The sequence below is a fragment of the Nocardia sp. NPDC102475 genome, from assembly GCF_055584605.1.
Genome location: NZ_JBVJLS010000021.1, coordinates 135,376 through 160,968, shown reverse-complemented (window position 1 = coordinate 160,968; position 25,593 = coordinate 135,376). Strand labels below are relative to the sequence as shown.

The window sequence follows — 25,593 nt, the reverse complement described above, 5'->3', positions numbered from 1 at the left end:
CGTCGAAGCGCATGCGACGAAGTCGCGAGTCTCGACGGCTCGGACGCGAGACACCAGGGGGCCGCGAACACGCCGCGCCGCAGGCGCGGCAAATCCAACAGAGCACTCACAGGAATCACCCAGCCAAGGTCCAGACAGTTCCCAGTCGATTGCCGGACTATGAAGCAATGAGTGGTGCGCCTGCGGAGTCCACGCCCGAGGCCCGTGTGCTGGTGGTGGACGACGAACCCATGATCGTGGAGTTGCTGTCGGTGAGCCTGCGCTATCAGGGGTTCGCGGTCGATACTGCTATCGACGGGGCGCAGGCGCTGGACAAGGCGCGCACCTTCCGGCCGCAGGCGCTGATCGTCGATGTGATGATGCCCGGCATGGACGGCTTCGGGCTGCTGCGCCGACTGCGCGCCGACGGCATCGACGCACCGGTGCTGTTCCTGACCGCGCGCGACGATGTGCAGGACAAGGTCGCCGGACTCACCCTCGGCGCCGACGACTACATCACCAAACCGTTCAGCCTCGAGGAAGTGGTGGCCCGGCTGCGAGTTGTCCTGCGCCGCTTCGGTCATGCCGCGCCGCAGCGCGAGAGTTCGCGACTCCGGTTCGAGGACATCGAACTCGACGACGATACGCACGAGGTGTGGAAGGCGGGCGAGCCGGTTGCGTTGTCGCCCACCGAATTCACCCTGCTGCGGTATTTCATGGTCAATGCCGGGACGGTGTTGAGTAAGCCGCGCATCCTGGACCATGTGTGGCGCTACGACTTCGGGGGTGAGGTCGGCGTGGTCGAAACCTATGTCTCGTATCTGCGCAAGAAGGTCGACACGGGCGATCAGCGCTTGATTCACACGCTGCGTGGTGTGGGCTACGTGATGCGCGCACCGAATCGCACACGCCAGTCCGACAAATGATCACGTCCCGGCTCGAACAGACCCGTCGCAAACTGGCAAGCGCTTCTTCGGCGATTCCGCTGCGGGTCACGCTGGTGCTGGCGCTCGTACTGCTTTCCGCGCTCGGCCTGTTCGCATCCGGCATGGTCGTCACCTCGGCGCTGGAGAATTCGCTGCTGCACCGGACCGATCAGCAACTTCGCGATGCGGTGATGGCGTGGTCGCGGCCACGGCCGCCGACTCCTTCGAATCCGTCGCATCCGTCCAGCACCTTCTATGTCCACATCGAGCCGACCCCGGGCGGCAACGGCACGACGTATCTCGAGACCAGACCGTTCAACGAGGAGGCCGAGCCGGAACTGCCGCGACTGCCCGATGTGCGGCCGACCGCGGATCCGCCGGGCAGCAAGGTCCTCACCAGAGCGGTAACCGTCGGCTCCAGGAACGGTTCGACGGTCAAATGGCGGACCATGACGGCGGTGTCACCCGATACGACGACGACGGTCGCGATACCGCTCACCGAGAACATCGACACGGTCAATCGACTGATCATGTTGCAGCTCATGGTCGGTGCCGCGGTGCTCGCCGCGCTGGCGGTGCTCGCCTACTTCGTGATCCGACGCAGTCTGCGGCCGTTGCGCGCGGTCGAGAAGACCGCCGCCGCCATCGCCGCCGGTGACCTGCATCGCCGAGTTCCGGTGCGCGGCACCAACACCGAGGTCGACCGGCTTTCCCAATCGCTCAACGGCATGCTGGCCCAGATCCAACGGGCCTTCGCCGCGACGGAAGCCTCCGAATCGGCGGCCCGGCGCTCCGAGGCGAAGATGCGCCGCTTCGTCGCCGACGCGAGCCATGAACTGCGCACCCCGCTCACCACCATCAGCGGCTTCGCCGAACTGTATCGGCAAGGCGCGACCGCGGACCCGGCCATGTTCATGGACCGCATCGAACACGAGGCCCAACGCATGGGGCTCTTGGTCGAGGACCTGTTGATGCTGGCCCGATTGGACGCCCAGCGTCCGCTGGAACTGGGCCCGGTCGACCTGCTCGCTATCGCCAGCGACGCCGTGCACAACGCCCGCGCCGTCACAGCGGCCAACGGCGACGACGGTCCGCGCCGCTCCGTCGAGCTGGAAATCCGTTCGGGCACAGGAACATTGGAAGTAACCGGCGACGAGGCGCGGCTGCGTCAGATACTGGCCAACCTGCTGAACAACGCACTCACGCACACGCCCCCGGACGCCGACGTCAAGGTCCGGCTGACCCCCACCGACGACGAGGTCCTGCTGGAGGTCGCCGACACGGGTCAGGGCTTGCCGCCCGAGGAGGCCGAGCGCATCTTCGAACGCTTCTACCGCACCGACACTTCCCGCACCCGCGCCAGCGGCGGCACCGGCCTCGGCCTGTCCATCGTCCAAGCCCTGGTCGACGCACACAACGGCACCGTGAGCGTCGAAAGCGCCGAGGGCGAAGGCACCACCTTCACCGTCCGCCTACCCCGCGAAATCCACTAGATCGGGGTTACCGCGGAGACGAGCCAGTGGCTGTCGGTTTTGTCGAGGGTTACTCGGACTCGGCTGGTGCTGATGTTGGCTTGGGGGGAGTCCTTGCCGGTGCTTACCTGGTTCAGGTAGAGCATGACTACGGCGTGGGAGGGGTCGGCGGAGACTACGCCGGTGGCCTGGGTGGTGGCCTGGACGTTGAGTTCCTTTTCCTTGGCGCCGGGGGCGATGGCTTCCTTGATCAGTTTCAGGTAATCGTCGCGGAAGCTGCCGCCGAGATTGTCGGCGGCCTTCGGCAATTCGGCGTCCACCGTTTTGAAGTTGTAGGTGAACATCGCTTCGACGGTGCGTTGGGCCGCGGGGACGGCCTGGGTGCGCGCCTGTTCGCTCTTGCGGTCGTTCCAGTACTTGTATCCGGTGACGCCGCAGATGGCCGCCAGCGCGACGATCACGAGGGCGACCGCGGAAGCCACCAGAATCAGACGCCTGCTCATGCGACGAACTCCACTTGTGAGGCGGTGATCCCGTTGTCGCCGCGAGTGACGGTAACCCGGAATCGGTAGAACCGCGTCTGCGGATCCGCCATACCCGCATTGGTCAGGGTCTGCTTGGCGGCGACCAGCACGCGTGCCGAATCCCCGTCCTCGCTCTCGATGGCGGATTCGATGATCTCACCGGTGGCCTTCACCTTGGCCTGTTCGACCACGCTCGCGTAGGCGTCCTTGCGCTGCGAATATTCGGCCTTGAGTTCGCCGGAGGCCACCGCGAGGACGCGATCGATATCGGCCTTGGCGGTGTCGTCCTTGATGGTGGTGAGATTGAGGATCGCCTGCTTGGCGGTCTGCACGTAGTCCGCGCGCCGCGCATCGCGGTCGGATGCGGTGTGCAGGTTGTAGGCGAAGAATCCGGTTCCGATCACCAGCGCGATCGCCACGACCGCGGCCGCGGCGGCACCTGCGATGAGCACCCAGCGCGGCGGCCCGGACTTCGGAGCGTCGTCGACGACATCCGCGACGCTGGGTATTTCCAGCGTGGTCACGGGTTCGGCATCCTCGCTCGGACTGTCCGACTCCGACTTCGTCACCTCGACGGTGACATCGACGGCCTTGGTCAGCTCGACACCTTCGGTCTCGAGCGGGAGGGTGTCCTCCGGCGGCGGACCCGCCGAACGCACCGCCCGTCGCCTGGACCGGGCCTTGACCACACTGGGTTCACTCATGCCTGCACCTCGCTGACGCTCGGTTCCGGCATGCGCGAAGCACGCTGTGACATGGTTCGTTCGCTGCGCTCTCTCACTGCTGCTGCTCCTGAAGCATCGCCTGCCAACTCGACGGTATCGTGCCGGATCCGTCCTTTCCGATATCCCCCTGACGGTACGTGCGTCCGTCCGGTCCTATGAAAGTCCCACTGCTGGGATCCAATGTCGTACTGTGTGCGGCCGGGTGGGTCGAGCCCTGATCGCCGATCGGGTCACCCGACGGTGTCACCGGCTGCGGCGGACCGAAGGCCGGGTTATTGCCTTCGGGCACATAGCCGTTCGGGTCGCGGCACAGCTCCGGCGACGGCGCCCGCTTACCCGGCACCTCCATGCACGGCGTATTGCGGATACCGCGCACGGCTTCCTTGGCGTTCTGCGCCACCTTGCAGTACAGCCCGGGCGGCGTGTCCGGGGTGTCCAGCTGGGCGGGTGAGCGGCGCTGCTCCGGCGTGAGGAAGCCGGTGGTACAGCCGGGCGGATCGTTGAGTTCCAGGTGGAAGTCCACCACGGCACCGTATTCGACGGGACCGCGGATGGCCGTCAGGAACGCGGCGGTCAGCGGTGGAAAAATCACCAGGATCTGTTCCAGACCCGAGTGATAGGTCACCCCCACCTGACCCACACTGACCAGATTCGACAGCAGGATCGGCAGGGTCGGGCGCAGGTCCTGGAACAGCGAACTCACCTGCTGTGCCGCGCCGGGCGTCTTCTCGATGACATTGCGTAGCGCCGGATCATGGGCGCGCAGTTGGTCGGTGACCGTCGCCAGGTCCTGGGTCCACGACCGGATCGCCGCATCGGACCGATTCTGCGTATCCAGCAGCGGCCCGATCTTTTCCAGCAGATCCTTGGTCGGCTCGGCATTCGCCTGGGCCTCCTGCACCAGCAGCGATGCGGAATCGATGAACTTCTGCAGATCCGGTCCGGCCCCGTTGAAGGCCTTGAACGCATCGTCGATCACCTGCCGCAGCTTGGTATCGGCAATGCTGGACAGCAGACGATCGGAGCGATCGAGCACAGTGCCGATATCCTCGGGCAGCTTGGTGCGATCCACCGGAATCACCGAACCGTCGGAAAGGTTGCCGCCCTTGGCATTCGCGACCGGAACAAGATCGACGTACTGCTCACCGATGGCCGAGACGCTGCGCACCCACGCGTCGACATCGGACGGAATCTTGTAATCGCTCTTGATGGACAGCTTCGCGTCCACACCCGTCGGAGTGAGCCGAACCTCTTCCACCTTGCCGACATTCGTGCCGCGGTAGGCGACATTGGCCGTCGGATACAGCCCGCCGGTGGCCAACAGTTTGACGGTCACCTCGTAGCGGCCGATACCGAACATGGCGGGCAGTCCCACATAGGTACCGCCCATCACCACCAAGCCGATCACCGTCAGCACCGAGAAGATGGCCAATTGGATCTTGACGAATCGCGTGAGTTTCATCGGCCGGCACCTTCCTGCCCGGCGGGCGGAACGGTGAGGCCGGGAATCGCGGGCAGACCCGGAATCGGCGGCAGCCCAGGGATAGTCGGCGTCGGAGCCGGAGTCGCGCCCGGTGACTGCAGCGGTGCCGTCGCCGGATTGCTATTGCCCTCCGCCGTCCCGGCCAGACCACCGAGTGCACCCTCTACCCCACCGAACCGACCACCGAGCGGAGTGCCGGTGAGGAAGTTCGAATCCAATCGCTTGCCCGTGATATCGACGGTCATGATCAGGTTCATGTAATCGCCCTTGACCGCGTGATCGAGATTCTTCATCGGGAACGGGAAGGTGAAGAGTATCTTCAGGACCTCGACCAGGCTGTTCCCGGTGCTGGCCAGCGTCTCCAGCACGGGTGCCAGATTCGCCAGATTCGCCTTCAGATTGTCCCCACCCTGCGCGATGATCCGCTGCACCACATCGCTCAGATCACCGAGGGCGGTAAGGGTATGCGTGATGTCCTCGCGCCGATCGGCGAGCACGGTGAGCGCCGGATGGATCTGTTCGATCGCCGCGGCCACCCGGTCCTTCTGCTTGGCCAGTGTGCCTGCGAACCGGTCCAGTCCGCCCATCGCATCGATGATGTCTTTGGTCTGGGAATCCAGTGTGGTGGTCAGCTCGGTCAACTGCGGCAGCAGATCCCGGATCGCATCCTCGCGACCGTTGAATGCGGCATTGAGTTCGTGGGTAATGGTTTCGAGCTGACTGATGCCGCCGCCGTTGAGCACCACCGACAGCGATGACAGGGTCTGCTCGGTGGTCGGATAGACACCGGCCCGATCCAGCGGGATCAGATCGCCGTTCTTCAGCTCACCCTGTGCCGGAACATCTTTCGGTGCGGCGAGTTCGAGATGATTGCTGCCGAGCAGACTCGTCTGCCCGATTCGGGCGGTTGCGTTGGCGGGCAGCTTCACATCGTTGTTCAACGAGACGGTGACCAGCGCGTGCCAGCCCTCGACCTCGATCTTCGATACCGTGCCGACCGTCACGTCGTTCACGCGGACCGGCGAATTGCGGGTCAGCGTGGTGACATTGGGCATCTGGATCTCGACTTCGTAGGCGTTGTCACTTCCGGCCGTACCGGGCATGGGCAGCGAATTGAGCCCGTCCCACTCGCAGCCGCTGACTCCGAGCACGACGGCCAATCCGATTGCCGCACCGGCCATTCGCATGCGCATCATCGCCCTCCTCCCGGAATGGCCAGCCCGGCGATACCGTTCGGCACCGTGACCGGATCCGATTGCGGCACCGAATCACTCGGCCCGCGCGCCGCCAGACTCGGCGGACTGTAGACGAGCTGGTGCGGGAACGCGGTCTGGTTGGAGGCCGGATTCGCGAGCAGCGGTGGGTAATTCATCATGAGCTGCTGGATGACGGGTGCCAGGTACTGGCGGCACAGGGCGGCGCTCTGATCGGAACCGTTCGCATCGTTCGCCTCGACCGCGCCGCAGAGGAAGGCGAACGGATTGGCAAAGTTCGGCGCGACGACGGCACCGGTGAGACTGCCCTGCGCCGGGTCGTAGATCTGATAGAAGTTCGCCAGCGACGTCGGCCCGGAATGCAATACCTGCTCGAGCTGGGGCCGCTTATCCGCGAGGATCTGGGTGACCTCGGCCAGCCGCTGCACACCCTCGGTCAGCGCCCCGCCGCGCTCTTGGATGAACCGCTGCACATCTCCGACGGCGATGTCGAGATTGTCCAGTCCGGCACCGAGATCACCGGAAACATTCGCGAGCACCGACGAGACCGAGGCGAGCCGGCCGCCGAACTGCACGATCTGATCGTTGCTCTTGGACAGCACATCCACGAACTGCTGCAGATTGCGGATGGTGCCGAACAGATCGGTGCGCCCGTCCGACAACGTACTCAGCGTGTGCGACAGCTCGCGCAGGGTATCGCGCAACGCCTCCGCATTGCCATTGCCGAGATTGTCGGCGGCGGTATTCACGAAGCGCCCGAACGAGCCCTGCTTATCGTCGCCGACCGGACCCAATGTCGTTGCCAGCTTAGACAATTCGGCCTTGATGTCATCCCACTCGACCGGAACCGCGGTGTGCTCGATCGGAATCGAGCTGCCATCGTGCATTTTCGGCCCGCCGGTGTAGGCGGGGGCCAACTGGATGAATCGCGCCGACACCAGTGACGGCGAAATGATGACCGCCTTGGCGTCCGCGGGGATCTCGATGCCGCGATCGAGTGTCATCGCGACCCGGACCCGGTCCTTACCGGGATCGATAGAGTCGATCCGGCCGACCTTGACCCCGAGCACGCGCACCTCGTCACCGGCGTACAGGCCGGTCGTCGACGGGAAATACGCGGTGATCGAGGTCTTTCCGATCCGCGATATCAGTGCCCACCCGCCGGCGATCACCAGCGCGGCGATGACGACCAGCGCGAGCACCCGCACCCACTGCGGTGCCGAACGAACAGTGCGCAATGCATTCATCGCGGCGGCTCCTGAATCGCGGGCTCGATCGACGGCAACGCGGGGTCGGTCAGATAGGCGCGGAAGGAGTCCGGCACATGCTGCGGCCAGACCAGCGCGTCGACCAGGATCTGCAGGCCGCGCGTGGTCGCGTTCGAGACATACGCCTGGAAGTACGGGCCGCTGCCGACCTGCTCACCGAGCGCGGCCGAGAACGGACCGAGGCCATCGAGCGCCTTCGACAGGTTGTCTTTATTGGATTGCAGCAGTGCAAGCACCGAATTCAGCCGATCCAGTGTGGGTTTCAGCTGCGCCTCGTTGTCGTTGACGAGGCCGGTCAGCTGTTGGGCCAGCCCGTTGATGTACACGATCAACTGACTGAGCGCGCCGCGCCGCCGATCCAATTCGCCGAGCAGGTCATTGCCGTCGACCAGCAGCGCGTTGATCTGATTGCTGCGATCGGCGAGCACCTTCGTGACGTTCTGCGCCCGGCCGAGCAACTCGGTCAGCGCCTTGTCCCTGGCATTCAGGCTGCGCGAGAGTTGGGTGACGCCGTCGAGTGCCGACCGCAGCGGGGCCGGAGTGTCGGCGAAGGTCGTGGACAGCGCGTCCAGCGTCCGGTTGACCTGATCCATGTCCAGGCCCTTGACGGTATTCGTCAGATCGCCGAGCGCGTCGGTGAGCGAATACGGCGAGGTGGTGCGGTCCAGCGGAATCGTGTCGTTCGTCCGGGTCGAGCCGCTGCCCGACGGGGTCACTTCGAGCGATTTGCGGCCGAGCACCGTATTGGTCTTGATGGCGGCACTCGTCTTATTGCCCAGCACAATTCCCTCGTCCAGCGTGAACCGGACGTAGACCTTCGCACCGTCCAGCTTCACCTGCTCGACGCGTCCCGACTTCACACCAGCGACCTGCACATTGTCACCGGGAACCAGTCCGCCCGCATCGGCGAAGTACGCGGTGTAGGTCGCGCCGGAGCGGATGAACGGCAGCCGGTCGACCTGCAGTGCGGACAGCGAGACCGTGGTCGCGACGACAATGCCGATGATGCCGAGCGAGACTGCGCGTGATCGAGTTTCCTTCATCGGCTCTTCGCACACCTTCCCGTCGTCTGCATACCGGGCAGGGTGATGTGCATCGGCTTGCCGTCCGGCCCGTCGACAATGAAGTTCGTGCCGCACACGTACATATTCAGGAACGAACCGTAGGAACCGATCCGGACCAGCTTCTTGTAGGTTTCGGGCAGTCGGTCCAGCACCCACTGGACGGTGTCGGAGCCGTCGTCGAGGGTGGCGGCGACGGTGCCGGTCTGCTCGATGGTGGTCTTCAGATCGGGCCGGGCCTGCTGCAGCAGATCGGTCAGATCCCCTGTCGCGCCGGCGATCCGTGGCAGGGCGGCGCCGATCGGATCCTTGTCGGCGGCCAAACCGCTGACCAGCCGCTGCAATTCCTCGAGTGTGGTGGCGAACTGCTGATCGCGGTCATCGATCGTGGCGAGCACGGTCTTCAGATTCTCGATCACGCTGCCGATCAACGCATCTCGATCGGCGAGGGTTTTGGCGAATGATCCGGAACTGTTCAGCAGCGCGACAAGCGTGCCGCCCTGGCCTTGGAAAATCTGGAGCAGCGCCTCGGTCAGATCATTGACCTGAGCCGGATCGAGGCCGCGCAGCAGCGGTTTGAAGCCGCCGAGCAACATATCCAGATCGAGTGCGGGCGAGGTCCGATCGAGGCCGATGGTGCCGCCCTTGGACATCACCTTCGCGGAGCCAGGCCCCTCCAGCAGTTCGAGATACCGGTCCCCGACCAGGTTTTCGTAGCGGATGGTCGCCTTGGTGCTGGTGTAGAGCCGGTACTTGCTGTCCACATCGAAATCGACGTGGGCGAGATTGTCCTTGCCGACATGCACCCCGGTCACCGAACCCACCGGCACACCGGCGATTCGAACCTTCGCGCCGTCCAGCATTCCGGAGGAGTTGGTGAAGACCGCGTGATAGCCGGTCTCCCTGGCGAAACGCATCTGGCTGAACACCACCACCAGTCCGGCCAATACCAGGGCCATCACCAGCGTGAAGATCGTCAGCTTGACCGTTGTCGCACGGGGTTTGATGCTCACAGCTGCCCCACCCCCGGCAATCCGGCGAACAGCAGCTGGAACACCTTGGGCCCGTTCAGATGTGCCGTCGTCGACGGCGTCCACACGTGCCCCTCGGCGGTATCGGTGACCACGAAGTTCGCGTGGCTGTCGGGCACCCGGTCCAGCACGCCCTCGCAGTGCGGCCCGCCGGTGGCATTCACCTTCGGCAGATCCTGCGGGTACTGGTAGGCATCGGCGCCCGGCATGAAACTCGCATTCAGCGGCACCGCGTCGAACCGTCCGCCGAAGATGTCCTCACCGATCGGGAGCACATTGGCCAGGCCGACGACCAGGCAGTACAGCGCGGGCTTGTAGTCGTTGAGCAACTGGGTGGTCGGGCGCAGCAGATCCAGCGCCGTCACCAGCGGCTGTTCGTTCTCGTGCAGCACCGAGCCGGTGGTATCGGCCAATCCGATGAGGTTGGCCAGCATCGCATCGACGTTCTCCTGCTCCTCGACGAGCGTTTTGGCCGTCACGGTCACGTTATCGGTGGTGCGCAGCAGATCCGGCACGGTGTCGGCATACAGATTGGTGACACCGGTCGAGGAGACCAGATCCCGTTGCAGCGCGGGCAGACTCGGATTGATATCGCGCAGGTAGGCATCGCTACGGGCGAGCAGATCGCCGAGCTTCTCGCCGCGCCCCTGCAACGCGGTACCCAGCGCCGACAGTGTGGCATTGAGCTTTTCCGGCTCGATCTTCTGCAGCACATCGGTCAGATGCTGGAACAGCGTATTGAATTCGACGGTCACCGATTCGGCCGTCACGGTCGATCCCGGCTTCAGCGGAGTCGACGAAGCCTGGTCCGGCGCAGTGAAATTGATGTACTTGGCGCCGAATACGGTGGTGGACTTGATATCCACGGTCGCATTGGACGGGACCATTTTCAGCAGTTGGGGATCCATCGCCAGCGTCAGCTTCGCACCGTCGGCGGTCTGCTTGATCTCCGAGACGCGACCGATCTCCACACCGCGGATCTTCACCTTGGCGTCGGGATCGAGCACCAAGCCGCTGCGCGGCGCGTCCACCGTGACGGTCACCGTCTTGGTGAATCCGCCGAAGAACATGACCATCGCGATGGACACGACCACGGCCAGCGCGATCACCATGCCGAGCCCGGCGAGCTTGAGCCCGAGCCCGCCGCGCAGTGCCGCGGCCCAGGCTGAAGTGTTTGGGCCGCTTCCCGATTGCTTCGTTGCCATACCGCTCTACCCGGAGAGATGGAAGTTGCCGGAGGTGCCGTAGATGGCCAGCGAGATCAGCAGTGTCACCGTGACCACCGCGACCAGCGAGGCCCGCACCGCATTGCCGACCGCGATCCCGACGCCGACCGGTCCGCCCGCGGCGTTGTAGCCGTAGTAGGTGTGAATCATCATGACCGCCAAGGCCATGAAGATCGCCTGGGCGAAGGACCAGAGGATGTCGCTGGGGATCAGGAAGGTGGAGAAGTAGTGGTCGTAGACGCCCGCCGACTGCCCGTAGATGACCACGGTCGCGAATCGGCTGGCGATGAACGAGCAGATCACCGCGAGCGCGTACAGCGGCACGATCGCGATCATGCCCGCGAGCACCCGGGTGCCGACCAGATACGGCACCGGCCGGATCGCCATGGACTCGAGCGCGTCGATCTCCTCGGCCACCCGCATGGCGCCCAGCTGCGCGGTCGAACCCGCGCCGATGGTTGCGGCCAAACCGATTCCGGAGATCACCGGCGCCGCGATGCGCACATTGATGAATGCCGCAAAGAAGCCCGTCAGCGCCTCGACGCCGATATTGCCGAGCGAACTGTAACCCTGCACCGCGATGGTGCCGCCGGTGAACAGCGTAAGAAATCCGACGATGACCACCGTGCCGCCGATAACCGCCAAAGCACCTGTGCCCATGCTGATTTCGGCGATCAAACGAATGGTCTCGGTGCGATAGTAGATCAGTGCTCGTGGGATGGAACCGATTGTCTGCGCATAGAACACCGCATGTTTACCCAGCGAATCGAGCGAGTTCGAAAAGCGACGCACTCGCCGCACGGTACGCGGGAAGCGGGATTGGATTACGAATGCCATCGCCTCACCGCGCCGCGAACTTGATACCGACGGCGGTGACGACGACATTCACCACGAACAGGGCCATAAAGGCGAAGACAACGGTCTGATTCACCGCATCACCGACACTCTTGGGACCACCTTTGACATTCAGGCCGAGATAACAGGCCACCAGTCCGGCGATCAGCCCGAACAAACCGGCCTTCACTTCGGAGATGACCAGCTCGGGCAGATGGGTGAGCAGCGTGATGCCATTGACGAAAGCGCCCGGATTCACGTCCTGCAGCAGCACCGAGAACAGGAAGCCGCCGACGATGCCGATGGTGCACACCAGGCCGTTCAACATCAATGCCACGAACATCGAGGCCAGCACCCGCGGCACCACCAGCCGCTGCACCGGGTCGATACCGAGTACGCGCATCGCATCGATCTCTTCGCGAATGGTTCGCGCCCCGAGATCGGCGCAGATCGCGGTGGCGCCTGCGCCCGCCACGATCAATACGGTGACAATCGGCCCGACCTGGGTGACCGCACCGAATGCCGCACCGGCGCCACTGAGATCCGCGGCGCCGATTTCGCGCAGCAGAATGTTGAGCGTGAAGCTCACCAGCACGGTGAACGGAATCGCCACCAGCAGTGTCGGAATGATCGAAACGCGTGCGATGAACCAGGCCTGATCAATGAACTCGCGCCCTTGGAACGGACGTCGAATGCTGGCCCGCGCGACGTCGGCAACGAGTTCGAAGAATCCGCCGACTGCCCGCAATGGCACAGCAAGGACCTCGTTCATGCACGATCCTCCTTGCTCATCCTGCTGATTCTGCTCATCGCACGATGCCCCGCACTGGCCACATCGCCGCAACGATTAGAACACGTTCACATTGCTGTAGGAAGCTTTTTGGCATATTTGAACTGCCATTTTTCTCGAATTCGGCCCATGAATTTGTAACAGGTGTCATTTGAGGGTGGCCTAACCCTTGTGGGGCGTCACGCACCGTCGACTCCCATGTCTACCAAGCGCCGCATCGGTGATCAACAACTGGACGAGTGATCAGCTGGTTTCCGATGGCACCTGCCATCACAGTGTCAGTTGTCCAGATCGATCAAAGAAGACGCTGAAAACGTACGCCCCGTGGGCCGCTGCGCGAAGTAACCGCCGAGCGTGGCGGCGAGATCATTTACCGACCAGTGATCATCGGCGGCGTCGAAGCGCTCCTCGACGACCGGCGCGGCCATCAGGGCGACCATCGGCCCGTACACCACGAACAGTTGCCCGTTGACCGCATCGGCGGCGGGCGAAGCGAGATATGCGACCAAGCGCGCCACATGATCCGGCGAGAGCGGATCGATGCCGCCCTCCGGCGCCGCACTGAAGACCGCCTCGGTCATCGCGGTGCGCGCCCGCGGTGCAATGGCATTGGCGCGCACGCCGAATCGGGACAGACCGCGCGCGGCGGAGAGCGTCAGCGCGGTGATACCGGCCTTGGCCGCACCGTAGTTGGCCTGCCCCTCCGGACCGAGCAGGCCCGCCTCGGAAGAGGTGTTGACGAGCCTGCCGTAGATCGGCGCGCCCGCCGCCTTGGACTTGGCCCGCCAGTAGGCGCCCGCATTGCGGGTCAATAGGAAATGACCGCGCAGATGCACCGCGACCACCGCGTCGAAGTCCTCGTCGGACATGTTGAACAACATGCGGTCGCGGGTGATGCCCGCATTGTTCACCACGATGTCGACGCTGCCGAACGCTTCCTCGGCGGTGCTGATGAGCGCGTCGGCGGTCGCCCGCTCGGCAATGCTGCCCGCGACGAACTCGGCCTTGGCGCCGAGCGCACGGATATCGGCGAGAGTTTCGGCCACCGCATCCGACTCCGTAAGGTCGTTGACCACCACCGACGCGCCCGCCCCCGCCAAGGCCAGCGCCTCGGCGCGCCCCAGTCCGGCGCCGCCACCGGTAACGATGGCCACCCGCCCCGCAAGCCTCACACCCGTGTTGTCTACATCACTCACGGCTGCACCTCGCTGCGCTCGGTTCCGCCGTGTGTGATACACGCTGTGTCTTCGGTTCGTTCGCTGCGCTCACTCACGGGCCGACTCTAGAACGTGTTCCTATCTGACGGCAAGCACCGGCTACTGCAACTTCAGCGCCGCCTTCGGACACTGGGCCACCGCGTCCTCGACATCGGCGAGACGATCCGCAGGTACGTCGGCTTCCACGATGTGCAACACGTCCTCATCATCGAGTTCGAAGACGTCGGGGGCGATTCCGACACAGATTCCGTTGGCCTCGCACTGATCCAGATCGACCGTGACCTTCATGGGAACTCCTTAAATGCGACTCTGGTCGAAGCCTAACAACACCAGGTCATATCGGGTACCGCCATTGTGCGGATTCGGTAGCAATACTGGAACATGTTTCAGTTCGTATGCAATGATCGGTTGACCGACACCGAACGAGGGGCTGAGCTATACCCACCCCGCCAACTCCGCAAGCTCCGTCGGCTGACCATCCCCGAGAGGTATTGCCATGCGCATTGCGTACACGCCGCAGCAGGAAGAGCTCCGCGCGGAGCTGCGCGACTACTTCGCGCGGCTGATCACCCCGGAGCGCCGAGCCGCGCTGAGCGCGACCACCGGCGAGTACGGCCACGGCAACGTCTACCGCGAGGTGGTCCAGGAAATGGGCCGCGACGGCTGGCTCACCCTGGCCTGGCCCAAGGAGTTCGGCGGCCAGGACCGCCCGACCATGGACCAGCTGATCTTCACCGATGAGGCGGCCATCGCGGGTGCGCCGGTGCCCTTCCTCACCATCAATTCGGTGGCGCCGACGATCATGCACTACGGCAGCGAGGAGCAGAAGAAGTTCTTCCTGCCCAAGATCGCCGCGGGCGAACTGCACTTCTCCATCGGCTATTCGGAACCGGGCGCGGGCACCGACCTGGCCAGCCTGCGCACCACCGCCGTGCGCGACGGCGACGACTACGTGATCAACGGCCAGAAGATGTGGACCAGCCTGATCGCGTACGCCGACTATGTCTGGCTCGCGGTTCGCACCGATCCGACTGCCAAGAAGCACAAGGGCATCAGCATGCTCATCGTGCCGACCACCGCCGAGGGCTTCTCCTGGACCCCGGTGCACACCATGGCCGGACCGGATACCAGCGCCACCTACTACCAGGACGTCCGGGTACCGACCAGTTCGCTGGTCGGCCAGGAGAACGGCGGCTGGGCGCTGATCACCAATCAGCTCAACCACGAGCGCGTCGCACTCACCTCGGCCGGACCGCTCATGGTCGCGCTGAACCAGACCACCGAATGGGCACGCAACACCAAGGCGGGCGACGGTTCCCGGGTCATCGATCAAGAATGGGTGCGGCTCAATCTGGCCAGGGTGCAGGCCAAGGTCGAATATCTGAAGCTGCTGAACTGGGAGATCGCCAGCCGCGCCGATACGGGCGGGGATGCCGCACCGCGGCCGTGGGACGCCTCGACCTGCAAGGTCTACGGCACCGAACTGTCCACCGAGGCCTACCGGCTGCTGATGGAAATCCTCGGCCCGCAGGCCTATCTGCGTCAGGATTCGCCGGGCGCCGAGCTGCGCGGACGGTTGGAGCGGTTCCATCGCGCCGCGCTGATCCTCACCTTCGGTGGCGGCACCAACGAGGTCCAGCGCGACATCATCGCCATGACCGCACTGAAGCAACCCGCCGCGGCGCGCTGAGCAGAAAGCAGGTAGACACCATGGATTTCACACCCACCGAAGCTCAGCTCGATCTGACCCGCCTGACCGCCGAGGTCTGCGCCAAATTGGTCACCGCAGACCGGATCCGCGAACTCGATGCCGAGGGCCGCTTCGACGGGCCGCTATGGCAGTCGCTCGCGGAGACCGGCGTTTTGGCCGCCGCACTGCCGGAGTCGGTGGGCGGCGGCGATTTCGGCGCGCTCGAGCAGAGTGCCGTGCTGCGCGAGCTCGGCAAGCACGTCGCCGCGGTCCCGTACCTGTGGTCGATCGTGGTTGGCGCGGGTGCGCTCGCGCGTTTCGGCTCGGACGCTCAACAGGATTGGGCGCGCCAGGCGGGTGAGGGCAGCGTCATCCTCACCGCCGGACTCGCCGAGGAGCACAACTGGGAGCCGACCAAACCGACCACCGTGGCTCACGAGGCCGATGGCGGCTGGCGACTCACCGGCGCGAAGACCACGGTGCCCTATGCCGATCGTGCGGCCCGAATCCTGGTCCCCGCCACGGTTTCCGGAGCTCCCGCGCTATTCCTGGTGGATCCCTCCGATGCGACCGTGAACGTGACCGCTCAGCGTGTGGTCGATTTCAGCGCCGAGTTCGGCGTCGAATTCCATGACACCCCGGCCGAATTGGTCGCGACGGTGGACTCCGGTGCGGAGATCCTGGACTGGATCCTGACCCGCGCCTGGCTCGGCCTGAGCGCCCAGCAATTGGGCACCCTGGAACGCGCACTCGAGCTGGTCGCCGAATACGCCCGCGAACGTGAGCAATTCGGCAAGGCCGTCGGCAGTTTCCAGGCCGTCGCGCAACGCCTCGCCGACGCCTACATCGACGTCCAGGGACTGCGGCTGGCGGTCACCCAGGCCGCCTGGCGGGTTTCCGAGGATCTGGCCAGCGCGGAAGCCGTACACACGGCCAAGTTCTGGGCCGCCGATGCCGGACACCGGGTGGCACACACCGTGGTTCACGTACACGGCGGCGTCGGCATCGACCGCGACCACATCGTGCACAACTACTTCACCGCCGCGAAGCACAATGAATTCGCACTGGGCGGGGCGAGTGACCACCTGCGGGCCATCGGCTCTCTGCTCGCGGAAACTCCTGCCTGACCGAGCGCTGGCGACTGCTTGCAGGTCGCTCGAAAGGGTCGGTATCCGCACCCCCAATCGGCCCGCCGGACCTGCCACCGGCGGGCCGATTGCTGTTCACACAGCTATGTTGATCAGCCGTTCGCTAGTATTACGTAATACACGTATTACAGATACGGGTCGAGGAGGGCATGGTGCTGCTCAACAGCAAGGGCCAAGTGACAATCCCCGCACAGTTGCGTGCCAAGCACAATCTGCGCGAGGGCGACGACGTCGAAATCATCGAAGTCGATGACACCCTTCGGATCGTGCGTACCGAAGGCGCCCCCACTCGTGGGCAACGCCTCGTCCGACGCCTGCGCGGAACCGCGGACAGCCGAGATATCGAAGGTATGAGCACGGACGAGATCATGGACCTGCTCCGTGGCGAGTAGTCCAACTCCTATCGGCGGGCCCGCAGTCCTGATCGATTCGTGTGTCCTACTCGATGTCATGACCAATGACGAGAACTGGGCGGAGTGGTCAATGGACCGAATCACCGAGGCTCTCGATTCCGGCCGGGTGGTCATCAACCCGATCATCTACGCAGAGGTCTCCGTCGGGTACGACACCGTCGAAGAGCTGGACGATTTGCTGCCCGCCGACGAGTTCGAGCGTGAGGCCCTACCATTCCGCGCCGGCTTCCTGGCGGGCAAGGCATTTCAGCGCTATCGCCGTAACAGCGGCGAGAAGCGGTCCCCGATGCCCGACTTCTACATCGGCGCCCATGCCGCAGTCGCCGGATATCGACTCCTGACACGTGACGCCGGCCGGTATCGCGGCTATTTTCCGACCGTAGAACTGATCGCCCCCATGCCATGAAAACGGGGGCGCACTGATTTGCGCTCCGGCAGGGGTTATCCGGCCTCATCGTCCTCGAGCAACCCGACGAAAAGTTGTCGGGTCGGCTCGGGCAGCGTGGTGCGGAATCGTTGGACGTGGATTTCGAACGGCTTGCCGGTCTTGCGATTTCGGAGCCGGATGGTCGGGTCGCGACGGCCGAGGTACACCCGGCCGGTATTCCACAGGCGGTGAAAGTCAGGCTGTGCGCCCAGCTCGCGCAGTAGCAGCTGGACATCGGCTCGTGCACCGGCACGGCCCGCGTAGCCGCGAAAACGCCCGACCATCAGATCGGCCTCGCGCTCCCATTCCTCGATCACCAGACGTGCCCGGGGATCGGTGAACATCCAGCGCAGTGCATGTCCGTTCGGTCGCAGACCGGGGAAGGCTTCGTCGAAGGCGTCGTTGCAGTCGATGACGCGCCAGCCGTCGTCGAGCGCCGCCGCGAGATGCGGGGTCAAGGCGTCGAGGGTCTTGCGCACGGGCGGCCGCACCGGGCCGGCCCGACGCGGACCGCCGCTGAATCGCTGCTGCGCAAGGTGATACAGATGGATGCGCTCGTCCGGATCCAGTGCGAAGGCCTCGGCGAGCGCATCGAGAATCGATGGGCTCGGATTGAACGCACCACCCTGTTCGATCTTGGCGAGATAGCCGACGCTGGAGTGGATCGCCTCGGCGAGCTGCTGTCGGCTCAGGCCGCCCGGATGCGCGGCGGTCGGCCGCTGCCGCCGCATCCGCACGAATTCGGCGAGAGTCGGCACCTGTAGTTCATCCATGTTCCTCCTTCGGGTCGCCGCCCATGGATGACGTTATGCCTTGCCGCTCAATCCTTCTGGGGCAATTCGCCGCCGGCCACCTCGATGAGCGCACGGGCCGCGCGATTGATCCGTTCGGCGGCATCGTCGAGATCCGGCTGTCCGGCATCGAGCCAGGCGATCACCGCGTCCAGGATGAAGGTGGGGATGACCTGCGCGGCCCAGTCCTGCCACGGCCCCGCAGGCACGGCATCGGTGAGATACCGCTGCGCGATCATCGTCGAATAGCTGCGGACCATATCGATGACATCGCGGAATTCGGGCTCGCGGACCGCGTGCCGGAACAGCAGCCGGAAGGCGTCGGGATCCGCGGCGGCCGCCCGCAGCAGCGCGGAAATGCTGGTGCCGTCCAGTTTTTCGGTGCCGACGGCATCGCCGAGCCTGGTGTAGGCCCGTTCCAGCACGGCGCGGTACAGATCGGCCTTCGAAGCGAAGTGCCGGTAGAGGATCACGTGCGTAATCCCGGCCTCGGCAGCGATATCGGGCAGGCCAGTCCCGGTGAATCCGTTGCGGGCCACCGCGCGAGTGGCCGCGGCGAGGATCTGCTCGCGCCGCTGGGCGCGCGGCATGCGCCGGACGGGTTGCGCCGAAGTCTCGGCGGGCGTTGGGCTTTCGGGCACGACATCACCTCCTTGTTCAAGTGGAATAGTACAAGCAATTATGTTTAAGCTTGCTTGTACAAGAGCTTGTTAGCAAGGAGTGAGCCATGACCACCGACGCATCGGAACTCGCATGCCCCTTCACCGGAACCGACGCCGCACCCAGCTCGATCAGCCGCGTCCGCACGGCGACGGGCGACGAGGCCTGGAAGGTCTGCGGCTATCACAAGGTGAAAGAGCTGTTCACCGATGTGCGTCTGGGCCGTTCCCATCCGACACCGGAGACGGCGGCACGGTCGTCGGAGTCGGTGTTCTTCGGCCGCCCGTTCGGGAACTTCGAGACCGAACCCGCCGATAACGCGCGCATGCGCGGGCTGCTGAACCCACTGTTCTCGGCCAAGCGGATGCGCGAACTCACGCCGCGGGTGGCCGCGTTCACCACACAGCTGCTCGACGATATGGCCGAAAAGGGCTCGCCCGCCGACCTGCACAAGGCCTTCGCCGAACCGCTGCCGCTGCTGGTCATCAGCGAACTACTCGGTGTGCCCTACGAGGATCGCGCGCAGTTCCGGATCTGGAGCGAGGCGCTGTTCGACACCAGCGACGGCGCGAAGTCGGGACAGGCCGGGGCCGAATGGTTCCTGTACTGCAAGTCGCTGGTCGAACGGCTGCGCCGGGAACCGGGCGAGGGCGTGATCGCCAAGCTGTGCGAGGTGCCGGACCTGGCCGACGATGCCATCGCGACGCTGGCCATGGGTTTGCTCTTGGCCGGGCATGAGACCACTGTCGTCGAAATCGGCCTGTGCACCGTGCAATTGCTGCGGAATCCGGCGCAGTGGCAGCAGCTGGTCGAGCAGCCGGAACTGGTGCCCGCCGCGATCGAGGAACTGCTGCGCGTACACGATTCCACCGCCTTCGCCCGCTATGCGCGCACCGATATGGAGATCGACGGCGTCACCGTCCGAACGGGCGATCTGGTGCTGCTGGACGTCGATTCCGCCAACCACGATCCGGAGATCTTCACCAATGCGCGCCAACTCGACGTGACCCGCGCGGAGGGGCAGCATCTGGCGTTCGGCTACGGCCTGCACTACTGCACCGGTGCGCCGCTGGCTCGCATCGAATTGCAGGTCGCCTTCGGTCAGCTGATATCTCGCTTCCCGACACTGCATCTGACCGTCGACCCGGACGAGTTGCAGGTGCGCGAGAACGTTGTCACCAAGGGCCTGACCTCGTTGCCCGTCGCATGGTGAACGCGGCACGGGTCGGCACCGCGATCGCCTGCGCGTTCGTCGGCGTGATTCCGGTTTCGGCTGCGGCCAAATCGGTTTCGTGCGGAACAGCCACCGCGACGATCGCGGCGGTCGCTGTCGTTCGGGATGAGGACTGGGCCGAAGGCCTGGCCTATGACGCGCGCGGTGACCTCTGGGTCTCGCGGGTGCGACGCAACGAAGTGGTTCGCTATGACCCGTCCGGCCGCGTTACCGCAAGGGTCACGGTCGCGTATCCCGGTGCGGTGAAACTCGGCCCGGACCAGCTGATCTACGTGACGTACGGCAACTTCCCGACCAATCTGGTACCTGGCTCGACCGGTGGCGGCGTTATCCGCATTGATCCCACAGCCGAAGCGCCGCAGGCCGAGATCTTCGCCTCCGGTCTGGGTATGGCCAATGGCGCCGCATTCGATACCGCGGGAAACCTTTTCGTCGCCGACACCTCGACCGGCGTTGTCCGGATCCGGACGGACGGCCGCGTCGACACCGAATGGTCGAACCGGGCAAAGCATTTCGGTGCCGACGGCATTCTGGTCGACGGCGACGCGCTCTACGTCACGCTGTATCTCAGCCCGAACGGCCGCATCCTGCGCATCCCGCTCGACGATCCATCGCACGTCACCGTCGTCGCGGATCTGGCCGCCGAACCCGGCGCGCCACCGCTTCCCGACGATCTCGCCATCGGCCCGGACGGCATGCTCTACGACGCCACCACCTCGGGCCGACTCGTGCGCATCAATCCGGCGGATCACTCGACATGCACCGTCCTGGCAGGCGAGCCGATGACCTCGATCGTCGTATCACGGAGCGCCGAAAGGGAATTCGTCGTCGGCACCGCCAGCGGCAATCTGCTGCGGGTGCGCTTGCCCGAATGAGTCCGACCCGAGAACTACGTAAGGAGTGACTGTGGACATGGGCTGCCCCGTCACAGGTGAAACCATCCAGCGGACGCGCACCGCGCTCGGCCATGAAGGCTGGTTGGCCACCAGCTACGCGCAGGTGCGGACGTTATTCGCCGATCCGCGCCTCGGCCGCGCCCATCCAACGCCGGAAACGGCTGCGCGGGCTTCGGATTCGATGTTCTTCGGCGGGCCGCTCGGCAATTTCGAGACCGAACCCGCCGATCAGGCCCGACTGCGCGAGTTGGTGGTGCCGTTCTTCTCGCCGCGACGGATGCGCGACTTGCGGCCCAGGGTGGATGAGCTCACCACGCGGTTGTTCGACGAGATGTCCGCGCAGGGCTCCCCCGCCGACCTGCACACCGCTGTGGCGCTTCCGCTGCCGCTATTGGTCATCTGCGAACTGCTCGGTGTGCCCTATGCCGACCGCGATCAGTTCCGCGCCTGGACCGAGGCCCTCGGCGAGCAGCAGGACGCCGCGAAGGTGCAGCAGGGTGTCGCCGGATTGTTCGAGTACTTCATGGCATTGGTCCAACGCAAACGGCACGACCAGGCCGATGATGTGCTGTCGCATCTGTGCGCCCGCGACGATCTGTCCGATCAGGGCATTGCCACGCTCGGCCTCGGTTTGTTGTTCGGCGGGCACGAGACCACGGTGGTCCAGATCGGGGTCGGCGCCAAACGGCTGCTGGAAAACCTCGACCAATGGCAGGCTCTGGTCGACAACCCCGAACTGGTGCCGACCGCGATCGAAGAACTGCTTCGGACCGCGGATGCCACTCGGATGCCCCGCTATGCGCGCACCGATATGGAAATCGACGGCAACGACGTTCGCACCGGCGATCTCGTCCTGCTGGATCTGACCGCGGCAAATCATGATCCGACGGTCTTCACCGATCCCGATCGCATCGACGTGGCCCGAAAGGACGGCTCCCATGTGACTTTCGGCTACGGTGCGCGGCACTGCATCGGCGCACCGCTGGCCCGCATCGAATTGCACACTGTATTCACCCAATTGGTGACCCGGTTCCCAACCATGCGCCTGGCCGTCGACCCTGCCGCGGTGCCGATGCGCACCAGCAGCTTCACCGGCGGTGTCGAGGAGTTGCCCGTGATGTGGTGAAAACCGTTGGTATAACCGGTTCTTGTTAGGCTGCTCCCTTTCGGGGGACGCAGTCTGACAGGAGCACGGTTATGCCCTTCGTAACCTCCGCCGGCGCGAAAGTGCACTTCGTCGACAGCGGAGGATCCGGGCCCTCGGTGGTGCTCGGGCACGCCTTCTTCATGGATCACGAAATGTTCGCGAACCAGATTGCCGCGCTTGCCCCGGAATACCGCGTGATCTCGATCGATGCGCGCGGCCACGGACTGACCGAACACGACGACAGCGCATACAGTTTCTGGGATCTGGCCCGCGATGCCTGGTCGGTGGTCGACCACCTCGGCATCGACCGGGTGGTGGTGGGCGGTGTCGGACAGGGCGGATTCACCGCACTGCGGATGGCCCTGCTGTGCCCGCCGCGAGTGGATGGCCTGATCCTGCTCGGCTGTTCGGCGCAGGCCTACAGCGACGTGCAGCGGGTCGGCTATCGCCAGGTCACCGATGCCTGGATCGGCGCCGGGCCGCTGACCGTGATCGCGAAGATGGTGGCGGGCTTGATCATCGGCGGTGATCGGTCCGATCATCAACCGTGGCTGGCCAAATGGTTGAGCGGTGACCGGGAACGGGTCGCGGCGGCGGCCGACTGCCTGATCAATGTGGACGACATCTCCGATCTCATCGGCGATATCACCTGCCCCGCGCTATTGGTCCGCGGCGCCTCCGATCCGGCCTTCGATCACGACGCCGTGGATTTACTGACAAAGGGACTCGGTGGTCCAGCGGAATTCCACCCCATCGAGGGCGCCGCGCACACACCGAATCTCACGCACACATGTGAAATCGACCAGTTGATGCTGCAATTCCTCGGGCGACTCGGCCGGTAGTACTACCGATCAGGGGTACTACCGGCCAGTGGGTGGCCGATGCCTGGTCCGGGGAAACTCTTGCCCACAGGGGCACCCGCTTGATGTATTCGATACGGCGGCGCCGCCAATTCCGTTCCGGTCGAACGTGATTCACAGATACGCAGTGGGTGTCGCCATTGTGCGCCCCGGGCGTGGGTAGGACATGCAATGAGGGTTTCTTTTCTGTTCGGTGGACAGGTCAGTCTGACCGCCGAAGTCATCGATGAGTTCTGCGAGCGGTGCCCGTCCATCGCACTCGCCTACGAAGAAGCCGCCGCGGTGACCGGACTATCGGTGGACCGACTGCGCGCGCGGGAATCGGCCGTGGAAATGGCGAGCGAACCGGAGGATCGGCACAGCCTCGGCGCATTGCGTCAGGCCGCATTCGCACTCGGTCTCGCCGAGGATCTGGCGGCACGCGGTTTCGAGCCGGAGGCCGCCGGTGGGCTGAGCCTGGGCGCGCTGATCAGCACCTGTGTGGCCGGAGCCGTGGAGCGGCACGAATTGTTCGGCATGCTGCATTACCGCAGGCTCGTGCCGGAATCGCCGGAAGGTGTTGCCGCACAAGGGATGGGGCTGATGTACACGCCGATCGAGGACGATCCGGCGAACTATTACGGTGCACGCCGCCCCGGTGTGCATCTGGCCGTCGACACCGGCCCGATCGATGACGTGCACCGATCATTCGTGATCTCGGGTTATCTCACGGCACTGCAAGAGATCCTGGCCGAAATCGAGGCGTCCTCGGATACCCGCCAAATGTTCGTACTCGACGCGTACAAGGGCGCGTTCCATTCGCCGCTGCAACAGCATGCCGCGGATTTCATGCGCGGTTTCGTCGACGATATGACCTTCCGCGATCCGAAATTCCCGGTCTGCTCACCGGTGCGGCAGCGCAGTTTGACCACCGCCGACGATATTCGAGATTTTGTGCTGCACAACAACTTGCAGCCCGCCCGCTACGAGCCGTTGATCCAGGAAATGGATCGCATCGGCATCCGCGGTGGCCTGATCCTCGGCCCCGGCCTGCCACAGCCCGCAGTTCGGCCCTTCCCGGTCGAGTTGGTTGCCGAGCCGATCGATCTCGACCGGCTGCCCGAGATAGCGCAGTTGCCGGCCGAGCGGGATGTGCAGAGCGTATGAAACGTTTCACGCAACGCCGAGCGCTGGTGACGGGCGCGGGTTCCGGCATCGGGCGGGCCATCGTCTTGCGACTGCTCGAGGAGGGAGCGGAGGTGATCGGCGTGAGCAGAACCGGCGATGGTCTCGCCAAGACCGCTCAGCTCGCCATGGATCAGGACTCGGGCGACCGGCTCACCGTCGCGTCGCTCGATATCGCGGACGAGGCCGCTGTCGAGCAGACGGTGCCCGGACTGCTGGCCGGTGGCCTGGATGTGCTGGTGAATGCCGCTGGGATCGTGCGCATGTCGCATACCCACGAGACCACCACCGAGCTGTGGAATACCGTCCTCGGCACCAATCTGACCGGAACGTTCCTGGTGACCCGGACTGCCCTGCCCGCACTACTCGAGTCCGGGCGCGGGGTGGTGGTCAATATCAGCTCTAATGCCGCGTCCTATGCCGCGCCGTATCGCGCGGCGTACGCGGCGAGCAAGGGCGGACTGGAGGCCTTCACGCGGGTGCTGGCGCTGGAGTACAGCAAGCGGAATCTACGCGCGGTCTGCGTCTCGCCCGGCGGCATCGAGACGGCCATGACCTACAGCCTGCTCGATGTGCCACCGGATATCGATCCGGGCCTGATGAGCAAGATGGCTCCGGCCATCGGGCCGCTGCTCGGATCGCCCGAGATGGTCGCAGGCGTGGTCGCGATGGCCGCTTCAGCAGACGGCGAATTCATCACGGGCACAACGATTCACGTCGACGGTGGCGCGCACGTCTAGGCACTGATCGGCTCCGATGTCAGGTAGCGCTGGAGGGTCGGTGCGATATCGGCGATGATCTGCTCCCGCGTCAGGCCGACCACCGGTGGCAGCTCGAGCACATAGCGGCACAGCGCGAGCCCGAGCAGCTGAGTGACGATCAAACCCCCGCGGCGCTGCGCGTCGGCCGGATCGCCGAAGCGCAGCACCGCGGGCAGCACCTGTTCGGCGAAGATCTGCCGAAAGCGTTGACTCACACCCTCATCGGTGATGGACGAGCGCAGCAAGATCACCAGCACCTTGTCATCGGCCTGGTCCTCCCAGATCGCCAAGAATCGGCGAACCAGTAACTCCCCGAGGGCATCTGGCTCGGCCGCGGCGAGATCCGGCAGGTCGAGGCGCACATCGACGGCCGCGGCGAAAAGCCCGTCCTTACTGCCGAAGTAACGCATCACCATCGACGGATCGATCGCGGCATCGGCGGCGATGGCGCGGATGGTCGCCTTGCGAAACCCCTCGGCGGCGAAGCGGGTGCGCGCCGCCGCCAGGATCGCGGCGCGAGTGGCATCGGAGCGACGTGCAGGCGGTTGATCAGGCTCGATGTTCATGCCAACAAGTGTATGCCAACAACTGTTGACTTCCGCAAGCCGATCGCGCTACGGTTATGCCAACAAGCGTTGGCCTACAGATGTTG

The 25,593-nt window shown here is 64.8% G+C and carries 27 protein-coding genes; 12 read left to right on the top strand and 15 right to left on the bottom strand.

The genetic code is table 11. The features are described 5' to 3' along the window. The first annotated feature begins 167 nt into the window (after positions 1-167). On the top strand, positions 168-905 hold the full coding sequence (locus ACZ60G_RS32450) for a response regulator transcription factor (RefSeq protein WP_063046655.1): 738 nt from the start codon (positions 168-170) through the stop codon (positions 903-905). After that, positions 902-2,398 carry a sensor histidine kinase gene (locus ACZ60G_RS32445; RefSeq protein ID WP_465815004.1) on the top strand — a complete coding sequence of 499 codons (1,497 nt, stop codon included), beginning with the start codon at positions 902-904 and terminating at the stop codon, positions 2,396-2,398. Before ACZ60G_RS32450 ends, ACZ60G_RS32445 begins: the two co-directional genes overlap by 4 nt. Here ACZ60G_RS32445 and ACZ60G_RS32440 read toward each other — a convergent pair. From ACZ60G_RS32440 to ACZ60G_RS32385, 12 genes are all read right to left on the bottom strand, one after another. Continuing rightward, positions 2,395-2,880, bottom strand: coding sequence for a h domain protein (locus ACZ60G_RS32440; RefSeq protein WP_465815002.1), 486 nt, complete (start codon positions 2,878-2,880; stop codon positions 2,395-2,397). The genes ACZ60G_RS32445 and ACZ60G_RS32440 overlap by 4 nt on opposite strands. After that, on the bottom strand, positions 2,877-3,605 hold the full coding sequence (locus ACZ60G_RS32435; RefSeq protein WP_465815000.1) for a hypothetical protein: 729 nt from the start codon (positions 3,603-3,605) through the stop codon (positions 2,877-2,879). Before ACZ60G_RS32435 ends, ACZ60G_RS32440 begins: the two co-directional genes overlap by 4 nt. 73 nt (positions 3,606-3,678) lie before the next feature. Continuing rightward, positions 3,679-5,088: an MCE family protein gene (locus ACZ60G_RS32430; RefSeq protein ID WP_465814999.1), complete on the bottom strand. Its 1,410-nt coding sequence runs from the start codon at positions 5,086-5,088 to the stop codon at positions 3,679-3,681. Then, positions 5,085-6,305, bottom strand: coding sequence for an MCE family protein (locus ACZ60G_RS32425; RefSeq protein WP_465814997.1), 1,221 nt, complete (start codon positions 6,303-6,305; stop codon positions 5,085-5,087). Before ACZ60G_RS32425 ends, ACZ60G_RS32430 begins: the two co-directional genes overlap by 4 nt. Beyond that, a complete protein-coding gene (locus ACZ60G_RS32420; RefSeq protein WP_465814995.1) occupies positions 6,302-7,570 on the bottom strand; it encodes an MCE family protein in 1,269 nt (422 codons plus the stop codon). The genes ACZ60G_RS32425 and ACZ60G_RS32420 overlap by 4 nt, the downstream gene beginning before the upstream one ends. Next, positions 7,567-8,634, bottom strand: coding sequence for an MCE family protein (locus tag ACZ60G_RS32415; RefSeq protein WP_063046661.1), 1,068 nt, complete (start codon positions 8,632-8,634; stop codon positions 7,567-7,569). The genes ACZ60G_RS32420 and ACZ60G_RS32415 overlap by 4 nt, the downstream gene beginning before the upstream one ends. Beyond that, positions 8,631-9,659, bottom strand: a complete 1,029-nt coding sequence (locus ACZ60G_RS32410; RefSeq protein WP_465815029.1) for an MCE family protein — start codon at positions 9,657-9,659, stop codon at positions 8,631-8,633. Before ACZ60G_RS32410 ends, ACZ60G_RS32415 begins: the two co-directional genes overlap by 4 nt. A 2-nt stretch (positions 9,660-9,661) precedes the next feature. Continuing rightward, the gene (locus ACZ60G_RS32405; RefSeq protein ID WP_465815028.1) at positions 9,662-10,795 is read right to left on the bottom strand and encodes an MCE family protein; all 1,134 of its coding nucleotides are present in this window, start codon (positions 10,793-10,795) and stop codon (positions 9,662-9,664) included. Between the two features lie 99 nt (positions 10,796-10,894). Next, positions 10,895-11,746: an MlaE family ABC transporter permease gene (locus ACZ60G_RS32400; RefSeq protein WP_040686323.1), complete on the bottom strand. Its 852-nt coding sequence runs from the start codon at positions 11,744-11,746 to the stop codon at positions 10,895-10,897. 4 nt (positions 11,747-11,750) lie between these two features. After that, the gene (locus ACZ60G_RS32395; protein WP_387286415.1) at positions 11,751-12,515 is read right to left on the bottom strand and encodes an MlaE family ABC transporter permease; all 765 of its coding nucleotides are present in this window, start codon (positions 12,513-12,515) and stop codon (positions 11,751-11,753) included. 296 nt (positions 12,516-12,811) lie between these two features. Continuing rightward, entirely contained in the window at positions 12,812-13,729 is a 918-nt protein-coding gene (locus tag ACZ60G_RS32390; RefSeq protein WP_465814993.1) for a 3-oxoacyl-ACP reductase, read from the bottom strand. Between the two features lie 120 nt (positions 13,730-13,849). After that, positions 13,850-14,038, bottom strand: a complete 189-nt coding sequence (locus tag ACZ60G_RS32385) for a ferredoxin (RefSeq protein WP_063046666.1) — start codon at positions 14,036-14,038, stop codon at positions 13,850-13,852. 208 nt (positions 14,039-14,246) lie between these two features. Here ACZ60G_RS32385 and ACZ60G_RS32380 point away from each other — a divergent pair, with 208 nt between their 5' ends. From ACZ60G_RS32380 to ACZ60G_RS32365, 4 genes are all read left to right on the top strand, one after another. After that, a complete protein-coding gene (locus ACZ60G_RS32380) occupies positions 14,247-15,440 on the top strand; it encodes an acyl-CoA dehydrogenase family protein (RefSeq protein WP_465814990.1) in 1,194 nt (397 codons plus the stop codon). Positions 15,441-15,460: 20 nt separating this feature from the next. Next, positions 15,461-16,567 (top strand): acyl-CoA dehydrogenase family protein, encoded by a 1,107-nt coding sequence (locus tag ACZ60G_RS32375; protein WP_465814989.1) that lies wholly within the window; start codon positions 15,461-15,463, stop codon positions 16,565-16,567. Positions 16,568-16,737: 170 nt separating this feature from the next. Continuing rightward, on the top strand, positions 16,738-16,980 hold the full coding sequence (locus ACZ60G_RS32370; RefSeq protein WP_465814987.1) for an AbrB/MazE/SpoVT family DNA-binding domain-containing protein: 243 nt from the start codon (positions 16,738-16,740) through the stop codon (positions 16,978-16,980). Then, positions 16,970-17,407 carry a type II toxin-antitoxin system VapC family toxin gene (locus ACZ60G_RS32365; protein WP_465814985.1) on the top strand — a complete coding sequence of 146 codons (438 nt, stop codon included), beginning with the start codon at positions 16,970-16,972 and terminating at the stop codon, positions 17,405-17,407. The genes ACZ60G_RS32370 and ACZ60G_RS32365 overlap by 11 nt, the downstream gene beginning before the upstream one ends. A gap of 35 nt (positions 17,408-17,442) precedes the next feature. Here the strand turns inward: ACZ60G_RS32365 and ACZ60G_RS32360 are convergent, their stop codons facing one another. Both ACZ60G_RS32360 and ACZ60G_RS32355 read right to left on the bottom strand, forming a co-directional pair. Beyond that, complete coding sequence (locus tag ACZ60G_RS32360; protein ID WP_465814983.1) at positions 17,443-18,201, bottom strand: helix-turn-helix domain-containing protein; 759 nt, start codon at positions 18,199-18,201, stop codon at positions 17,443-17,445. 47 nt (positions 18,202-18,248) lie between these two features. Continuing rightward, entirely contained in the window at positions 18,249-18,860 is a 612-nt protein-coding gene (locus tag ACZ60G_RS32355) for a TetR/AcrR family transcriptional regulator (RefSeq protein ID WP_245721287.1), read from the bottom strand. Positions 18,861-18,946: 86 nt separating this feature from the next. Between ACZ60G_RS32355 and ACZ60G_RS32350 the strand changes: the two genes are divergently transcribed. The 6 genes from ACZ60G_RS32350 to ACZ60G_RS32325 all read left to right on the top strand — a co-directional run bounded on the left by ACZ60G_RS32350 (position 18,947) and on the right by ACZ60G_RS32325 (position 24,920). Then, a complete protein-coding gene (locus tag ACZ60G_RS32350; RefSeq protein ID WP_465814980.1) occupies positions 18,947-20,092 on the top strand; it encodes a cytochrome P450 in 1,146 nt (381 codons plus the stop codon). Then, the gene (locus ACZ60G_RS32345; RefSeq protein ID WP_465814979.1) at positions 20,086-20,988 is read left to right on the top strand and encodes an SMP-30/gluconolactonase/LRE family protein; all 903 of its coding nucleotides are present in this window, start codon (positions 20,086-20,088) and stop codon (positions 20,986-20,988) included. Before ACZ60G_RS32350 ends, ACZ60G_RS32345 begins: the two co-directional genes overlap by 7 nt. Before the next feature lie 37 nt (positions 20,989-21,025). After that, positions 21,026-22,135, top strand: a complete 1,110-nt coding sequence (locus ACZ60G_RS32340) for a cytochrome P450 (protein ID WP_465814977.1) — start codon at positions 21,026-21,028, stop codon at positions 22,133-22,135. 71 nt (positions 22,136-22,206) lie between these two features. After that, positions 22,207-22,998 carry an alpha/beta fold hydrolase gene (locus ACZ60G_RS32335; RefSeq protein WP_465814975.1) on the top strand — a complete coding sequence of 264 codons (792 nt, stop codon included), beginning with the start codon at positions 22,207-22,209 and terminating at the stop codon, positions 22,996-22,998. 189 nt (positions 22,999-23,187) lie between these two features. Next, positions 23,188-24,162 (top strand): hypothetical protein, encoded by a 975-nt coding sequence (locus ACZ60G_RS32330; protein ID WP_465814973.1) that lies wholly within the window; start codon positions 23,188-23,190, stop codon positions 24,160-24,162. Next, positions 24,159-24,920 (top strand): SDR family NAD(P)-dependent oxidoreductase, encoded by a 762-nt coding sequence (locus tag ACZ60G_RS32325; RefSeq protein ID WP_465814972.1) that lies wholly within the window; start codon positions 24,159-24,161, stop codon positions 24,918-24,920. The genes ACZ60G_RS32330 and ACZ60G_RS32325 overlap by 4 nt, the downstream gene beginning before the upstream one ends. On the opposite strand, the gene ACZ60G_RS32320 is transcribed toward ACZ60G_RS32325, so the two are convergent. Beyond that, positions 24,917-25,507, bottom strand: coding sequence for a TetR/AcrR family transcriptional regulator (locus ACZ60G_RS32320; RefSeq protein WP_387286445.1), 591 nt, complete (start codon positions 25,505-25,507; stop codon positions 24,917-24,919). The two genes, ACZ60G_RS32325 and ACZ60G_RS32320, sit on opposite strands and share 4 nt — an antisense overlap. Positions 25,508-25,593: the final 86 nt, after the last annotated feature.

Excerpts from the sequence above, each read along its gene's own strand:
- ACZ60G_RS32385 (WP_063046666.1), bottom strand. The coding sequence starts at position 14,038 with ATGAAGGTCACGGTCGATCTGGATCAGTGCGAGGCCAACGGAATCTGT.
- ACZ60G_RS32445 (WP_465815004.1), top strand. The coding sequence starts at position 902 with ATGATCACGTCCCGGCTCGAACAGACCCGTCGCAAACTGGCAAGCGCT.
- ACZ60G_RS32320 (WP_387286445.1), bottom strand. The coding sequence starts at position 25,507 with ATGAACATCGAGCCTGATCAACCGCCTGCACGTCGCTCCGATGCCACT.
- ACZ60G_RS32325 (WP_465814972.1), top strand. The coding sequence starts at position 24,159 with ATGAAACGTTTCACGCAACGCCGAGCGCTGGTGACGGGCGCGGGTTCC.
- ACZ60G_RS32345 (WP_465814979.1), top strand. The coding sequence starts at position 20,086 with ATGGTGAACGCGGCACGGGTCGGCACCGCGATCGCCTGCGCGTTCGTC.
- ACZ60G_RS32335 (WP_465814975.1), top strand. The coding sequence starts at position 22,207 with ATGCCCTTCGTAACCTCCGCCGGCGCGAAAGTGCACTTCGTCGACAGC.
- ACZ60G_RS32405 (WP_465815028.1), bottom strand. The coding sequence starts at position 10,795 with ATGGTGATCGCGCTGGCCGTGGTCGTGTCCATCGCGATGGTCATGTTC.
- ACZ60G_RS32430 (WP_465814999.1), bottom strand. The coding sequence starts at position 5,088 with ATGAAACTCACGCGATTCGTCAAGATCCAATTGGCCATCTTCTCGGTG.
- ACZ60G_RS32340 (WP_465814977.1), top strand. The coding sequence starts at position 21,026 with ATGGGCTGCCCCGTCACAGGTGAAACCATCCAGCGGACGCGCACCGCG.
- ACZ60G_RS32350 (WP_465814980.1), top strand. The coding sequence starts at position 18,947 with ATGACCACCGACGCATCGGAACTCGCATGCCCCTTCACCGGAACCGAC.
- ACZ60G_RS32360 (WP_465814983.1), bottom strand. The coding sequence starts at position 18,201 with ATGGATGAACTACAGGTGCCGACTCTCGCCGAATTCGTGCGGATGCGG.
- ACZ60G_RS32380 (WP_465814990.1), top strand. The coding sequence starts at position 14,247 with ATGCGCATTGCGTACACGCCGCAGCAGGAAGAGCTCCGCGCGGAGCTG.
- ACZ60G_RS32440 (WP_465815002.1), bottom strand. The coding sequence starts at position 2,880 with ATGAGCAGGCGTCTGATTCTGGTGGCTTCCGCGGTCGCCCTCGTGATC.
- ACZ60G_RS32370 (WP_465814987.1), top strand. The coding sequence starts at position 16,738 with ATGGTGCTGCTCAACAGCAAGGGCCAAGTGACAATCCCCGCACAGTTG.
- ACZ60G_RS32395 (WP_387286415.1), bottom strand. The coding sequence starts at position 12,515 with ATGAACGAGGTCCTTGCTGTGCCATTGCGGGCAGTCGGCGGATTCTTC.
- ACZ60G_RS32400 (WP_040686323.1), bottom strand. The coding sequence starts at position 11,746 with ATGGCATTCGTAATCCAATCCCGCTTCCCGCGTACCGTGCGGCGAGTG.
- ACZ60G_RS32435 (WP_465815000.1), bottom strand. The coding sequence starts at position 3,605 with ATGAGTGAACCCAGTGTGGTCAAGGCCCGGTCCAGGCGACGGGCGGTG.
- ACZ60G_RS32450 (WP_063046655.1), top strand. The coding sequence starts at position 168 with ATGAGTGGTGCGCCTGCGGAGTCCACGCCCGAGGCCCGTGTGCTGGTG.
- ACZ60G_RS32425 (WP_465814997.1), bottom strand. The coding sequence starts at position 6,305 with ATGATGCGCATGCGAATGGCCGGTGCGGCAATCGGATTGGCCGTCGTG.
- ACZ60G_RS32420 (WP_465814995.1), bottom strand. The coding sequence starts at position 7,570 with ATGAATGCATTGCGCACTGTTCGTTCGGCACCGCAGTGGGTGCGGGTG.
- ACZ60G_RS32375 (WP_465814989.1), top strand. The coding sequence starts at position 15,461 with ATGGATTTCACACCCACCGAAGCTCAGCTCGATCTGACCCGCCTGACC.
- ACZ60G_RS32415 (WP_063046661.1), bottom strand. The coding sequence starts at position 8,634 with ATGAAGGAAACTCGATCACGCGCAGTCTCGCTCGGCATCATCGGCATT.
- ACZ60G_RS32330 (WP_465814973.1), top strand. The coding sequence starts at position 23,188 with ATGAGGGTTTCTTTTCTGTTCGGTGGACAGGTCAGTCTGACCGCCGAA.